Raw genomic sequence first — 15,400 nt, forward strand, 5'->3', positions numbered from 1 at the left:
AGCATGTCCCAGTTCGATATTCTGTTCCAACCATTAAAAATCAATAAGCTGACGATCCGTAACCGTATCGTTAGTACCGCTCACGCAGAAGTTTATGCCACTGATGGTGGTATGACGACCGACCGTTACGTCAAATACTACGAAGAAAAAGCCAAAGGTGGCTGTGGTCTTTGTATTTGTGGCGGCTCAAGTGTGGTCTCAATCGACAGCCCGCAAAGCTGGTGGAGTTCGGTTAACCTTTCTACCGACCGTATTATCCCGCACTTCCAGAATCTTGCTGATGCTGTGCATAAGCACGGCGGTAAGATCATGATTCAGATTACCCACATGGGACGTCGTTCTCGTTGGGATGGTGAAAACTGGCCAAGCCTGATGTCCCCGTCTGGCATTCGTGAGCCTGTTCACCGCGCAACTTGTAAAACCATTGAAGAAGAAGAAATCTGGCGCGTTATCGGCGACTTCGCGAAAGCAGCCGTACGTGCAAAAGAAGGTGGCCTGGACGGTGTTGAACTGTCAGCAGTACACCAGCACATGATTGACCAGTTCTGGTCTCCGCGTGTAAACAAACGTACTGACCAATGGGGTGGCACGTTTGAAAACCGCATGCGTTTCGGTATGGAAGTACTGAAAGCAGTACGTGAAGCTGTTGGTCCTGACTTTGTTGTTGGTATGCGTATTACCGGTGACGAATTCCACCCGGACGGTCTGGCTCACGAAGACATGAAACAAATCGCGGCTTACTATGACGCAACGGGTCTTATCGACTACTTCGGCGTAGTAGGTTCAGGTTGTGATACTCACAATACACTGGCGAACGTTATTCCGAACATGAGCTACCCGCCAGAACCATTCCTGCACCTGGCTGCAGGCATCAAAGAAGTGGTTTCTGTGCCGGTTATCCACGCTCAGAACATTAAGGATCCAAACCAGGCGAAACGTATCCTGGAGAACGGTTATGTCGATTTCGTCGGTATGACTCGTGCACACATCGCCGATCCTCACATCATCGCTAAGATCAAACTGAACCAGACTGATCAAATTCGTCAGTGTGTTGGTGCGAACTACTGTATCGACCGTCAGTACATGGGTCTTGATGTTCTGTGTATCCAGAATGCGGCGACTTCACGTGAATACATGGGTCTGCCACACATCATTGAAAAGACAACCGGCCCGGTACGTAAAGTTGTGATTGTCGGCGGTGGCCCTGGTGGTCTGGAAGCCGCACGTGTTGCAGCAGAACGTGGCCATAAAGTAACGCTGATTGAAAAAGCCGGTGAGCTGGGTGGTCAGGTAAGCATTGCAGCCAAAGCACCACAACGTGACCAGATGGCGGGTATTACTCGTTGGCTGGCGATGGAGCTGGATCGTCTGGGTGTTGAAGTGATTCTGAACACCGCAGCAACTGCAGATATGGTTCGCGAGCTGAAACCGGATGTATGTATCCTGGCAACAGGTGGTACACCGTTCATCGAGCAAAACCCAGAGTGGGGCGCGGATGAAGGTCTGGTTGTTTCTTCTTGGGACGTGCTGAACGGCACTGTTGAACCAGGTAAGAACGTACTGATCTACGACACTATTTGTGAATTCTCAGGCATGTCTGCTGCAGATTACCTTACCTCAAAAGGCGCAATGGTTGAAATCGTGACTGACGATATCAAACCTGGTGTCGGTATCGGTGGTACAACATTCCCGACTTACTACCGCAGCCTGTACGAGAAAGAAGTCATCATGACCTCTGACTTACTACTGGAAAAAGTTTACCGTGAAGGCGACAACCTGGTTGCTGTTCTGGAAAATGAATATACCGGTCAGAAAGAAGAGCGCGTAGTGGATCAGATCGTGGTCGAGAAACGGTGTTCGTCCTAACGAAGCACTGTACTACGAACTGAAAGCAGAATCTGTCAACAAAGGTCAGATCGACAATGAAACGCTGTTTGCTGCTAAAGCTCAGCCAGTTTTGTCTGAATCGAACGATGGCATGATCCTGTGGCGTCTGGGCGATTGCGTATCTCAGCGCAACGTACACGCAGCTATCTACGACGCATTGCGTTTGTGCAAAGATCTCTGATCTGAGGAGGTGCCCATGAACCTGGAGTTCCTTAATCTGGAGTTGTTACTTCCGGTTTTAGTCTCAGCCGCCAGTGTCCTGGCGGTTATCGGGATGCTACGTCGGGTGCAGCTATGGCGTCAGGGACAGAAAGAGCCAGTGGCGATCATCGCTGGCTTAAAAGCGATGCCAAAACGCTACCTGGTGGATCTGCACCACGTTGTTGCCCGTGATAAAACTATGTCTAACACGCACGTTGCCACCGCTGGCGGCTTCGTGCTCTCCGTTCTTTTAATCTTTGCTGTTCACGTCTTCGGCCTGGCTCCTCAGATTCTGTCTTGGGTGTTGCTGGGTTCGCTGGCGCTGATGCTGACCGGTGCGGCGTTTGTATGGCGTCGTCGCCTGAATCCGCCTTCGCGTCTGTCGAAAGGTCCTTGGATGCGTCTGCCAAAAAGCCTGTTTGCGTTTGCGATCAGCTTTTTCTTGGTGACTCTGCCGGTTTCTGGCGTTCTGCCTAAAGCGTTTGGTGGTGTGGCACTGGCGGTCATTCTGATTGCCGGCATCATCTGGGGTCTGGGTGAAATGTTCTTTGGTATGGGCTGGGGTGGTCCGATGAAGCACGCTTTTGCTGGTGCGCTTCACCTGGCATTCCACCGTCGTCCGGAACGTTTTGGCGGCGGCCGTTCAACCGGTCTTAAGCTGGTTGACCTAGATGCTGATAAATTGGGTGTCGAGAAGCCATCTGACTTTAAATGGAATCAGCTGCTTGGCTTTGATGCCTGTGTTCAGTGCGGTAAATGTGAAGCTATGTGTCCTGCGTTCGCTGCAGGCCAGCCGCTGAACCCGAAGAAACTGATCCAGGATATGGTGGTGGGCCTGGCTGGTGGTACTGATAAAAAGTACGCCGGTAGTCCATACCCGGGTAAAGAAGTTGGCTGTGCTCAGGGTGGCGCGCATAACCCGATCGTTAACGGTCTGGTGAATTCCGAAACACTGTGGTCATGTACAACTTGTCGTGCCTGTGTGGAAGAGTGTCCGATGATGATCGAACACGTTGATGCCATCGTTGATATGCGTCGCTTCCTGACACTGGAAAAAGGTCAAACTCCAGAGAAGGGTGTTGAGGTACTAGAAAACCTTATCTATACCGATAACCCGAATGGTTATGCGCCGCAGCGCCGTTCACACTGGGCTGCTGACCAAGAGCTTAACCTGATGTCCGAAGTGAAACGCGCTGATGTGCTGTTCTGGGTCTCTGATGGTGCGTTTGATATGCGTAGCCAACGCATTCTGAAAGCGTTCGTCAAAGTTCTGAAAGCAGCCAACATCGATGTCGCGATTCTGGGTGACGAAGAAACTTGACTGTGGTGATGTGGCGCGCCGTCTTGGTGATGATGCGACCTTCCAGCGTCTTGCTCGCCGTAACATTGAAACGTTAAGCAAGTACGAGTTCAACTGCATTGTGACCACAGACCCGCACGCGTTCCATGTACTGAAGAACGAGTATCCGGATCTGTACCCTGAAGGCGAGAAGCCTCAGTACCAGGTTTGGCACCATACAACGTTCATCAACCAGTTAGCTGAGAAAGGACTGATCCAATTGCGCGCTCATCAGGGTGGCAAAGTGACGTACCACGATCCTTGTTATCTGGGCCGTTACAATGGCGAATACGATTCTCCTCGTTCACTGCTGAAGCAGTTGGGCATCGAACTGGCTGAAATGGAACGTTCCGGATTCCGCTCACGTTGTTGTGGCGGCGGTGGTGCGGCTCCAATCACCGATATTCCGGGCGAACGCCGTATCGCAGATATGCGTATGGATGACATCCGTGAAACCGGTGCTGAATTGGTGGCTGTGGGTTGTCAGCAATGTACAGCGATGCTGGAAGGTGTGGTTGAACCACGTCCTGAAGTGAAAGATATCGCCGAGATTGTTGCCGAAGCATTGCTTGAAGGTGGAGCTGGATCCAGCGATAACGCTGCCCAGGTCTGGACACCTGACGCTGTTGCAGAAACCGTGTAGGAGATCAGCATGAGTGAATTTATTGTCCGACGTGACCGTCGTGCAGAATGGATTATGCGCAACCGACTGCATCCCCAGCACGACAGTTACATTACTTTACCGACCGAAGAACGCGGACCTAGCGGCCTTATTCGCCGCTACCCGCACCGGGTAGGATTTATCGGCCCGAATGGCATCAAACGTATTGACCGCCTGAACGGCACTAATGTGTCAGCTATGGGGGCACGCAGCAAAGGCGCTGCTCAAGAAGTTGAGCTGCCACTGCATCAGGTGGCTAACCCGGACTTTTACGTTCTGGTGGTGCCGGATATGGCTGGTGGTCGTCTCTCGAGTCATGACCGTGACGTTCTGGGACAAGCGCACCAGTTGGTGAAACAACATGGTGGCAACGGCGCAGTGATGGCCGTTGTTCTGGGCTCACATCGTGAAACTCAGTTCGATACGGCAGGTGCTGACCGTCTTCTGCATTTGGAAGATGAACGCTTCGATGGTTACTGTCCTGAGCTGAAAGCCGATGTGCTGGCTCAGATTGATGGTCAGTTCGCGCCAAAGCATTGGTTGTTCCCGGACAGCATTGCCGGCGGCTTTGAACTGGGTGCGCGTCTGTCTGCACTGATTCACGAACGTCCCGCTACCCAGGCGTGGCAGGTCAACAGTGAAGAAAGTGTTTGCCGTGCAGCCGGTGGTCGTCACGATATCAAACGTAAAACACCACGCCTTCTGCTCCTGGCTGAAGAGTGTGCGGCTCAAATCGACGAAACGCGTCACGAAGCTCAGGCTGTGGAATTCAGTGCAGATCTTAAGCTCAAGGCGCAAATCGAAGACCTTGGTCCGATCGCGGTCGATCCGCAGGCGGTTCCTCTGGGTGAAGCGGAGTTCATTCTGTCGGCGGGTAACGGTATCCACGATTGGGAGCAGTTCCATAAAGCAGCCGAAGTACTCGGTGCCACTGAAGGTGCCAGCCGTGTGGCGGTCGATGATGGCTTTATGCCACGTAGCCGTCAGGTTGGTGCTACCGGTAGCTGGGTGACTGCACGCGTGTATGTCGCGGTAGGTATCAGCGGTGCGGTACAGCACCTGCAGGGTATCGGTGGCTGTGAAAAGGTGATTGCGGTCAACACAGACTCTGGTTGTGACATGGTCAAACGCGCTGATTTGAGCGTGATTGTCGACAGTAACGAACTGCTGGCAGAACTGATCACGCTGATGGAGAACTACCAAAAGGAGGAGCTGAAGGATGCAGCTTAGAACTTCTGAATCATTAAATATCAGCACTCTGGTTTCGATTGGTGCGCATCCTGATTCCGGACGCGCACGTCGGGCGATGACTGACTCGAGAGCTGTTGAGCTGGCGATGAATCTGGCGAACAGCAAACTGGAAGTAATCCATGCTGGTGACCCGCGCGATCCCGCGCTGGGTTACTACAGCGGCATGGGCCTAAGCCAAATCCGCGTACTTGCTCAGGAATCTAACGCTGATGCTATTGATACTCTGACCGAATATTTTACCGACAACATGCCCGACATCCTGTTGACAGGCACTCGCGCTGAAAGCGGTGAATCTTCTGGTTTGTTGCCTTTCATTCTGGCTCAGCGTCTGCAATGTCCGGTCGTGACCGGCATTGCGGAAATCATCAAAGTTGAAGACGGAATCGCGGAAGTGCTGCAGGCACTGCCGCGAGGTCAGCGCCGCGCGCTTAAAGTGACGTTACCTTTTGTTGCAACAGTGGATGTTGCAGCCAAAGCGCCACGACAAAGTGCATTTGGTATTGCCCGTCGTGCAGAAATCGATGTCAGCAACAGCACTGTAAACACGATTGATGAAGAGCGAATCAGTTGGGAGGAAACTCCCGCTAAACCTAAAGCTAAACGAATGAAAGTCGTAAAAGCAAAAACAGCAGCGGACCGTTTTAAAGCGGCGACTGCAAAAGCTGCCTCTTCAGGCGGTCAGGTTATGAAAGATCAGCCTGTCAGTGAAATGGCGAAAGCGGTCTTCGACCTACTGTTAGAAGAAGGCGTTATACGCCAAAAATAACCGTTCATTCGCGGTCACAGGAAGTACCGAATGAATTGGCCTTTAGGCGTGTTTAGAAGATTGATTAAATTCAAAGAGGGATCGAATGAAAACAATAGCAGGCTCTGCACCTAAGGGCCGCGCTAGTGTGTCGCGTGTCAAATATGACACCGACTACTGCGCGGGCCAGGACAATGTGAAAATCTGGGGAATGGATATTCACAACCCGGTGTTTGGTATTAGTGTCGGATTAATTTTGTTGTTCATTATTCTGACACTTGCTTTCCCGGAAGGCGCAAAAGAGGTGCTGACTGTGGCACGGAAACTGGTCAATCGAGAACTTTGACTGGTTGTTCATGGTTGGCTGTAACCTGTTTGTCGTGTTTTGTCTGGCACTACTTGTTTTACCTGTTGGAAAAATCCGTATCGGTGGTGTGGATGCTCGTCCGGAGTTCTCGACACTTTCTTGGTTCAGCATGCTGTTTGCTGCCGGTATGGGTATTGGCCTGATGTTCTGGAGTGTGGCGGAACCGGTTGCTTACTACACCGATTGGTATGGTACGCCACTGAATGCCGCACCACTGACAGAGCAGGGTAAAGAGCTGGCTCTGAGTGCAACTATGTACCACTGGGGTCTGCATCCTTGGGCTATTTACGCCGTAGTCGGTCTGGCTTTGGCGTTTTTTGCTTATAACAAGGGGCTGCCTTTAACCATTCGCTCGGTATTTTACCCAATCCTGGGCGAGCGTTGCTGGGGACCTATCGGTAACTTTATCGATATCCTGGCGGTTCTGGCGACTATTTTCGGTCTGGCAACATCATTGGGCCTGGGTGCGCAGCAAGCCGCTGGCGGCCTGAGTTACCTGATGGGGACCGAAAACAGTATTGAACTGCAGATCGGCTTCATCGTTGTGGTTACCTTGATTGCTATCATTTCGGTATCACGCGGATTGGACGGTGGCATCAAAATCCTGAGTAACATGAATATGTTACTTGCGGTTGCTTTGATTGCTCTGTTGATCGCGATCGGCCCGACACTGGCTATCGGTGACACTATCGGCACTATCGTCACCGGTTACGCAGATAACTTCCTGCCGCTGTCGAACTGGATTGGTCGTGAAGATGATACCTGGTTCCATGGCTGGACGGTGTTCTACTGGGCTTGGTGGGTTTCATGGTCACCATTTGTGGGTATGTTCATTGCCCGCGTGTCGAAAGGTCGTACTGTGCGGGAGTTCATTACCGCGGTATTGCTGGTTCCAACTTTGTTGACCGTTGTCTGGATGGGCGTGATGGGCGGAACTGCACTCGACCAGGTGACTCACGGTGTGGGTGAACTATCGAATGGTATATCGGATGTGTCACAAGCTATGTTTCAGATGTTTGATAACTTAACGTTAACAAAGTTATTATCAGTAATGGCGATTGTACTGGTTCTGTTGTTCTTCGTGACCTCATCTGACTCAGGTTCATTAGTCATCGACAGTATTACCGCTGGCGGTAAAACCGATGTACCGGTTGCGCAGCGAGTGTTGTGGGCATCTCTGGAAGGGGTGATTGCAATAGCACTGTTGCTGGGTGGCGGTTCTGAGGCGTTAACTGCATTGCAGGCCGGCGCTATCACAACAGGGTTACCGTTTACTGTAGTACTGATCATTATGTGCTGGAGCTTGTACCGTGGCCTGTGTACAGAAAAACATCTGTACTAAACTGCTATAACTTAATTAAGCTGGCCGTGAGGCCAGCTTTTGATTCACCAGGGAGAGAAAAATCAATGATGTATGCAGAACTGATCGATATGGATGATTTTATGTTGGTGATGAAAAGACTAGGAATTACCACCGATGAACGACGTGACTTTGAGTACGTTACTTCCCGTATTGAGCAATGGCTGAATGAAGCAAGTGAAAAAGACTCACGCGAATTTTGGCACACGATCGACGACATTGAAGAAGATGGCATTCTGTTGCCTGACGTCGAGAATATTATCCTTTGGAGTCGCAAACTGCCGATGGCCAGCTAATATACGTTGTACGGAAAGTTGAGCCACGTTCTTGTCTGAGAGCGTGGCTTTTTAGTGACTGCCGCCAATATTTACTTCTGTCTGCTGTTTACTGTCGTATGACGGTTTTCGGTACTTTGCACTTACACCTTGTTTCTGTCACATTCGTTGAATGTTGTTCTTTCAACTCATCCTGTTTCCTTATCAGCCGCCACATTGCTAATACGCCACCATTATTTTTAATCAGTTATCCCCTTCGTACTTGAAGCTGCAGCGGTGTTGGCTGCAACTCCAAGTTGTTTTGGGATATCACATAACCTTTGTATCCAGTTATATATAACTTTGAGTGACGTTGTCACTAATTAAGGTTAAAAATTGGCTGTTCCAGAACGGTGAGCAAGTCAACCCATGCGTATCTGGTTACGCCCGGCAAGTGGTTCCGTGAAGCTGTGCAGATCGATGCGCAGGCTGCTTTTCCGAGCTAACGTGGCGCATACGATCCTGATGATGCGATTTGACCGCGCTTGGCGTCGTTTTTGCGTCCGCAGGACTGTGCCCAAGTTCAGGCCATTATGAGATGAATGTGAGCGGGCCAATGCACCTGTTACTATCGCTTTGTTCATAATAGCTATTACATCGTTCATGATAATTATGACTTCGCTCAGATAGTTTACAGAGCATAGAAGGATGAATAGTGCTTAGGGAACAGAACAGGAGCATGTAGTTTGGCTTTGTTTGATATCTGTGCGGCTGATTTTGTCGTGCAGGTTAATCTTGTGATTAAAAGGTCTCCTTGGAAAAACCTGCGGATAAAACAAGGCCCCGCATAGCGAGGCCTCAATATTTATCCTGACAGGTCGGCTTATTTGCCATCCAGGTTGGTCAGGATACGGTCTGAATACCAGTTCAGGAAGTCGATAACACCGAACTCGTAAGTTTTCGAGTAAGGGCCTGGCTGGTAGCTCAGAGAGTTGATACCGCGTTGGTTTTCTTCGCCCAGAATACGGTCCTGGTCATTGGTTGCATCCCAAACCTGACGCAGACGCTCTGGATCGTAATCCACGCCTTCTACTGCATCTTTATGGACGAACCATTTGGTAGTAACCATAGATTCCTGAGCAGAGATAGGCAGCACGCGGAATACGATGAAGTGGTCGCTCTGCATGTGGTTCCATGAGTTAGGAAGGTGCAGAATACGCAGTGAACCAAGGTGACGGTTTCTGGATGCGGCCCAGAGTCTTAGCGCTACCCTGAGAGCCGTCGATGGTCATTACTTCTGTGCCTTCTTTCAGTGGCATACGAACCAGACGGTTACGTTTACCAAAGTTTTTGTGCTCGTGCGGAATGTTTTCGTCATCCCACTCTTTAGCCATGCGGGCACAGTAATCGAGGAATTCCTGAGAAGCACGCGGGTCAGTGGTGTCATCCCATTCCAGCAGTGTGTTCAGAAGCTCAGGGTGGCTACCGGCACAGTGGTAACACTCGCGGTTGTTTTCGATAACCAGCTTCCAGTTCGCCTTTTCATACATGTTAGACTCAACAGCCAGTTTGGTGTTTTCAACGTCGTAAGGAGCCATGTATTCGTCAAGCGTTGCCAGGAATTCATCGAAGTCTGAATCTGGTGCGTTTTCGCCCAGACAAACGAAGATGAAGCCGCCTGCGGTTTTACAATGTACGGAACGCAGTTTGTGGTCGCCGATGTTAAAGTCGTCACCCATTTCTGTACCTGCGTACAGAAGGTTACCTTTCGTGTTGTAAGTCCACTGGTGGTAAGGGCATACCAGGTTGGCAACTTTACCGCGGTGTTCTGTACAGATACGAGAACCACGGTGACGACATGAGTTGTGGAAGGCGTTTACTGAACCATCAGCATCACGCACAATCAGTACTGGGCTTTGAGCAATTTCAACGGTGAAGTAATCGCCTTTTCCTGGAATTTCGCTTGTCATACCGACAAACAGCCACTCTTTTTGGAAGATTTCTTCAACATCAATACGGAACAAGAACGGGTCGTTATATAACGGACGTGGGAGTGAGTAATCCGGTTTACGGTCACTCAGTAGCTTGGTCATTTCAGTGCGAGCCATGTCCAGGTTCGCGTAGCTGATATTTAATAAGTCGTTTTGTGTCATTGCTACTATCTTCTTCTCGGAATTGTGGGTAATACGCCCGAGTAGGGCTTCCTTGCTAATGACCCAACCCCAGCCCAAAACAACAGGGAGCGAGTATGTGTCTGACCGTATCCTGCATCAATGTAAAAACCAGCAATAGTCTATTCACGACATTAAATGATGCTGTTTGAGACAAGCCCGAAAAAAAGCCGAAATTGGTGACTTTTTTAGACAACCCAATGTCGTAAACGGATAACTGCCTATTGCGTTATGGCTAAACAATACAGCCAACCCCAAGGAGGGATAATAACTATTCAAACCGTTGCGGAGATGCCGGACATGACTACTACGAATAATGCACTCGCCACTAGTGGCGCTTTTGTACCCGTTACGACACAGACTTGGAGCAACGGCCGACACGTCGTCAGGTGTGTAAAGACGATTCAGGAGACGTGGGATACTAAAACCTTCTGTTTCATGGCTGAACAGCCAATAATGTTCTTCTTCAAGCCAGGTCAGTTTCGTGACGCTGGAATTAGAGATTGGCGGAGAGCAAATCTTCCGCTCTTATACGATCTCAAGTTCGCCATCCGTACCTTACAGCTTCTCAATCACGGTAAAACGTGTTCCGGGTGGTTTCGTTTCAAACTGGATTCATGACAACATGGATGTGGGCACTGAGCTTGCAGTGCATGGTCCGGTTGGTGCGTTTAACAGTATTGATTTCCCGTCAGAAAAAGTTCTGCTTCTGTCTGGTGGTGTAGGTATTACTCCTTTGATGTCGATGGCTCGCTGGGCTTACGATACCAATACCGATGTTGATGTCGCTTTCGTACACAGTGCACGTACACCGCGTGACCTGATCTTCCATCGTGAACTTGAGTTCATGTCATCCCGTATCTCTAACTTCCATTTGCATTTGATTTGTGAGCGTCTGGAATCCGGCCAAAACTGGTCTGGTTACCGCGGTTATCTTGATGAAGCAAAACTGAAGATGATGGCGCCGGACTTTATGGAGCGAGAAGTGTTCTGTTGTGGTCCGACACCGTACATGAGAGCGGTTAAGAGCATGCTGGAAAACCTTGGCTTTGACATGGATCGTTACCATGAAGAAGCGTTCGGTCCGACTCCTGAGGCAGTCGAGGAGCAGGTTGTTCACGATGCAGAAGTTGCTGCTGAAGAAGCAGATGCCATTCTGCCAAGTGACATGATTGAAGTTGTGTTTACCAACAGCGACAAGTGTGTACAAATTGCCCCGGGTGAAACTGTTCACGCAGCTGCCGCTAAAGCGGGTCTTACTATTCCTAAAGCGTGTGGTATGGGTATCTGTGGTACCTGTAAAGTTAAGAAAGTCAGCGGTAGCGTCGAAATGGCCCACAACGGTGGTATCACCGATGAGGATGTCGAAGACGGATACATCCTGTCTTGCTGTAGTATTCCGAACGACAACGTCGTTGTTGAATACTAAGGAAAGTCACAGACACTGAGTCATAATAAACACCCGGTTGCAGCAATGTAGCTGGGTGTTTCAATAATGGAATGTTAATTTATAAATATGATTACCATTGCATATTTGGTGCTAATGTGACGCAATCTGCACCGATATAGCAAAAATAACGTGAAATATTAATATAAAACAACATGATCGCAGAATATGGGTGACTTGACCCGATTTAGGGTGAGGAGTAATTTGCCGCTATCTGTGTCATATACAGTTCTCGCTCTTAACCATTAGTCTACTGGTATGAATACCGGATTGTTTTGTCCCGGGATTCAAGTTTAGAGTTTATCGATACCAGCCTGCGGACTATGGTTAAAGGACGTTGACCAGTAATTAGAATCATGCCGGAAAAAACTGCCAATTCATCTCGTCGCACACCGTCTGAGGGAATAGGTCGTGTTTATCGCCAGAGTTTCGATCATGAAACCGGAATGCACATCGAACACGATCCACTTGCCATCGAAGAACCATTGCAGATCAGTTTGCAGTGGCAGGATCCTGACTCGAAAAAACTGCATAGTGAAGAGTGGAGTGTCACTATGCGCACGCCGGGTGATGACGCTCATTTAATCCGTGGTCTGCTGTACTCACAGCAGGTGATTACGCATTTCGATCAGATTTTGGCGCTCGAGCTGGCCGATGATGAGGCGTGTAATGCTGAAAATCACTGGTTAGTGACGTTGGATCATGCTCAGGCTCACGCGATGGATAGTCAGACCCGGCGTTATGTCAGCCAGTCGAGTTGTGGAGTTTGCGGTGTCACTTCAATGCGGGCGCTCAGTCTGCAAAGAGAAATCAGCGTAGACAACAGCATTGAATGGCTTGATGTTGCCACGGTGAGCGCCATGCCGGAAACTACTGTCTGCTCAGCAACCTTTGTTTGCAACAACAGGCGCGGTGCATGGTGCCGGCTACTTCGCTGACGGTAAGCTGATTGCTGTCGCTGAAGATGTCGGCAGACATAACGCGGTCGATAAACTGATCGGCAGACTGATGCATCAACAGCTGTTGCATCCGCAGGGGATTCTGGTTTTGAGTGGTCGGGTCAGCTTTGAACTTATGCAGAAAGCTGCCATAGCGGGCATCGCTGTGGTAGTGGCAGTTGGTGCACCGTCACGTTTAGCGGTTGATATGGCGCGCCAATTTGATATGACACTTATCGGCTTTACCAAACGCCACCGGTTTAATATTTACTACGGGCATACCCGGTTGCGGTCAGTGAAATAGTGAGAAGAATAATATGAGCATTAAACAATACACAGGATCAGCCGGCGGGTGGGGCGCTTTGAAAAGTACTGCGCAACATCTGTTCAAAAGCAATAACGTCGCAAAAAACATCTCTAACCTGCTAAAGACCAACCAGGATCACGGATTTGACTGTCCAGGATGTGCCTGGGGCGAAAAACATGAACCGGGCCGCTTTCGTTTCTGTGAAAACGGCGCTAAAGCAGTCAATTGGGAAGCGACTTCACGCCGTGTCGGCGCTGATTTCTTCCAGCAATATTCGGTGAGTTGGCTTAATAAACAGAGTGATTATTTCCTCGAGTATCAGGGGCGTCTGGCAGAGCCGATGCGCTACAATGCAGAGACTGACCACTATGAACCTGTCAGCTGGGATGAAGCGTTTGCGTTAATTGCCCGTCATCTCAATGCCCTGGACAACCCAAATCAGGCTGAATTCTACACTTCAGGCCGTGCCAGTAACGAAGCCGCCTTCTTATACCAGTTATTTGCCCGTCGTTTCGGTACCAATAATTTCCCGGACTGTTCCAACATGTGCCATGAAGCGACCGGTGTCGCTTTGTCTCGTACCATAGGTATTGGTAAAGGGACCGTAACTATTGATGACTTTGAAAAAGCGGATGCTATTTTCCTGTTTGGTCAAAACCCGGGCACTAACCATCCGCGTATGCTGGAAACGCTGGCCGCGGCCTATAAGCGCGGCGCTCGTGTGGTCGCATTCAATAACCTCAAAGAGCGTGGCCTGGAGCGTTTTACCAATCCGCAAAGCCCGTTTGAAATGCTGAGTAACGGTTCAACGCCGACCACCAGCCACTATTTTATGCCTAAATTAGGCGGTGATATGGCCGTGGTTCGCGGTTTGGTTAAGATCCTGCTGGCCCGTCATGAACAGGCCCAGAGCCGTGGCGAATCCTTGTTTGATCTTGAATTCATCGCTCAGCATACCGAAGGGATGGATGCCTACCTTGAACTGGTAAAAGCGACTTCATGGGAGACGATTCTGGAGCAATCCGGCCTGACTCAGAACGATCTCGAAGCGGCGGCTGATATTTATCAGGGGGCCAAGCGCGTTATTGTGACCTGGGCCATGGGAGTTACCCAGCACAAGCATTCAGTTGCGACTATTCAGGAACTGGTGAATCTGCAACTGCTGTTTGGTCATCTGGGTGAGAACGGGGCAGGTTTGTGTCCGGTACGCGGTCACTCAAATGTTCAGGGTGACCGTACTGTAGGTATCAATGAGAAACCACCTGCGTTGCTGCTGGAGAATATCGAAAAAGTGTTCGGCTTTGTTCCGCCGAAAGAGCATGGTCACAACGTTGTTAATGCTTTGCAAGCATTATATCGCGGTGACAGTAAAGTCTTTATCGGACTGGGTGGTAACCTGGTTGCAGCGGCCCCCGACACCGACCGTGTGGCCGAAGCGATGCGTAACAGCAATCTGACGGTAAATATTGCTACCAAACTTAACCGCAGCCACGTTAACCCGGGTAAAGACTCGCTGATTCTGCCTTGTCTTGGCCGTACAGATATCGACATGCAAGCCGCAGGACCGCAGAAAGTGACCGTTGAGGACTCGTTCTCTATGGTGCATGCATCATCAGGTCGTGTCGATATGGCCGGCGAGCAGATGCGTTCTGAGCCCGCGATCATCGCTGGTATCGCTAAAGCCACGCTGGGTGAAAACAATCCGGTAAACTGGCAGTCAATGGCGGACAATTACGACAACATTCGTGATCTGATTGAGCGTGTTATTCCAGGCTTCCAGGACTTCAACCAGCGTATTGAAGGTCCGGGTGGCTTCTATCTCGGTAACTCGGCACGTGACCATAACTGGAAAACGCCGAGTGGCAAAGCCCAAATCAGTACCAATGCGTTGCCGCAGTCGATTGTTCCGGTAAACACGGCGGCAATGACTAAGAAGCCGGTTTTCGTATTGCAGACTATGCGTTTCACACGATCAATACAACACGACAGTGTATGGTATGAATGACCGTTACCGTGGTGTTTATGGTGAACGTAATATTATCTTTATGAATGAGAAAGACATTGAACAACAGGGCTTTAAAGCTGGTGACCTGGTTGATGTCGAAACGCTGTGGACTGACAACACCAAACGGGAAATTTTTGGCTTCAAGATCGTTGCTTACAACATTCCGAAAGGAAACGTCGCAGCTTATTTCCCTGAAGCGAATGCGTTGATTCCGCTCGACAGTAAAGGCGATTTCAGTGATACCCCGACCTCAAAATCGATCGCAGTGCTGATAACACCGACCAAAGTCGCGCCGTTACTGGCCAGCGCACAGTAAATGGTCAGATGATAAAACCCACTTCACAGTGGGTTTTATTTTTCCGACTAACCGCTTTCTACTTGAAGCTGCAGCGGTGTTGGCTGAATTCGTTCAGCCCCAATCACATTGTGCCTCTCAGCTCATGGGGAATTTACTCATTTTCCGCCTG

General features: G+C 49.9%; 8 protein-coding genes and 4 pseudogenes. 10 read left to right on the forward strand and 2 right to left on the reverse strand.

Annotated features, from left to right (window positions below; genetic code table 11):
• Nucleotides 1–3: 3 nt before the first annotated feature.
• From dgcA to ABDK09_02360, 6 genes and pseudogenes are all read left to right on the forward strand, one after another.
• Nucleotides 4–2,068: pseudogene (gene dgcA / locus ABDK09_02335) on the forward strand (dimethylglycine demethylation protein DgcA).
• A 15-nt stretch (nucleotides 2,069–2,083) separates the two neighbouring features.
• A pseudogene (locus ABDK09_02340) lies at nucleotides 2,084–4,070 on the forward strand ((Fe-S)-binding protein).
• Between the two features lie 9 nt (nucleotides 4,071–4,079).
• On the forward strand, nucleotides 4,080–5,318 hold the full coding sequence (locus ABDK09_02345; protein XAW88234.1) for an electron transfer flavoprotein subunit alpha/FixB family protein: 1,239 nt from the start codon (nucleotides 4,080–4,082) through the stop codon (nucleotides 5,316–5,318).
• Nucleotides 5,308–6,105, forward strand: a complete 798-nt coding sequence (locus ABDK09_02350) for an electron transfer flavoprotein subunit beta (protein XAW88235.1) — start codon at nucleotides 5,308–5,310, stop codon at nucleotides 6,103–6,105. Before ABDK09_02345 ends, ABDK09_02350 begins: the two co-directional genes overlap by 11 nt.
• Nucleotides 6,106–6,190: 85 nt before the next feature.
• A pseudogene (locus ABDK09_02355) lies at nucleotides 6,191–7,793 on the forward strand (BCCT family transporter).
• 65 nt (nucleotides 7,794–7,858) lie between these two features.
• Nucleotides 7,859–8,107, forward strand: a complete 249-nt coding sequence (locus ABDK09_02360) for a hypothetical protein (protein XAW88236.1) — start codon at nucleotides 7,859–7,861, stop codon at nucleotides 8,105–8,107.
• Nucleotides 8,108–8,948: 841 nt separating this feature from the next.
• On the opposite strand, the gene ABDK09_02365 is transcribed toward ABDK09_02360, so the two are convergent.
• Together ABDK09_02365 and ABDK09_02370 are read right to left on the reverse strand one after the other, a co-directional pair.
• A complete protein-coding gene (locus ABDK09_02365; GenBank protein ID XAW88237.1) occupies nucleotides 8,949–9,251 on the reverse strand; it encodes an SRPBCC family protein in 303 nt (100 codons plus the stop codon).
• A gap of 13 nt (nucleotides 9,252–9,264) precedes the next feature.
• Nucleotides 9,265–10,218: an aromatic ring-hydroxylating dioxygenase subunit alpha gene (locus ABDK09_02370; protein XAW88238.1), complete on the reverse strand. Its 954-nt coding sequence runs from the start codon at nucleotides 10,216–10,218 to the stop codon at nucleotides 9,265–9,267.
• 502 nt (nucleotides 10,219–10,720) lie between these two features.
• Here ABDK09_02370 and ABDK09_02375 point away from each other — a divergent pair.
• From ABDK09_02375 to ABDK09_02390, 4 genes and pseudogenes are all read left to right on the forward strand, one after another.
• Nucleotides 10,721–11,665: a hybrid-cluster NAD(P)-dependent oxidoreductase gene (locus ABDK09_02375; GenBank protein ID XAW88239.1), complete on the forward strand. Its 945-nt coding sequence runs from the start codon at nucleotides 10,721–10,723 to the stop codon at nucleotides 11,663–11,665.
• Nucleotides 11,666–12,039: 374 nt separating this feature from the next.
• Nucleotides 12,040–12,621: a formate dehydrogenase accessory sulfurtransferase FdhD gene (locus ABDK09_02380; GenBank protein ID XAW88240.1), complete on the forward strand. Its 582-nt coding sequence runs from the start codon at nucleotides 12,040–12,042 to the stop codon at nucleotides 12,619–12,621.
• Nucleotides 12,575–12,925: a formate dehydrogenase accessory sulfurtransferase FdhD gene (locus ABDK09_02385; protein XAW88241.1), complete on the forward strand. Its 351-nt coding sequence runs from the start codon at nucleotides 12,575–12,577 to the stop codon at nucleotides 12,923–12,925. Before ABDK09_02380 ends, ABDK09_02385 begins: the two co-directional genes overlap by 47 nt.
• Before the next feature lie 13 nt (nucleotides 12,926–12,938).
• Nucleotides 12,939–15,249 (forward strand): annotated as a pseudogene (locus ABDK09_02390) (FdhF/YdeP family oxidoreductase).
• Nucleotides 15,250–15,400 lie beyond the last annotated feature (151 nt).

It is taken from the genome of Vibrio sp. CDRSL-10 TSBA (genome assembly GCA_039696685.1).
Classification (GTDB): Bacteria; Pseudomonadota; Gammaproteobacteria; order Enterobacterales; family Vibrionaceae; genus Vibrio.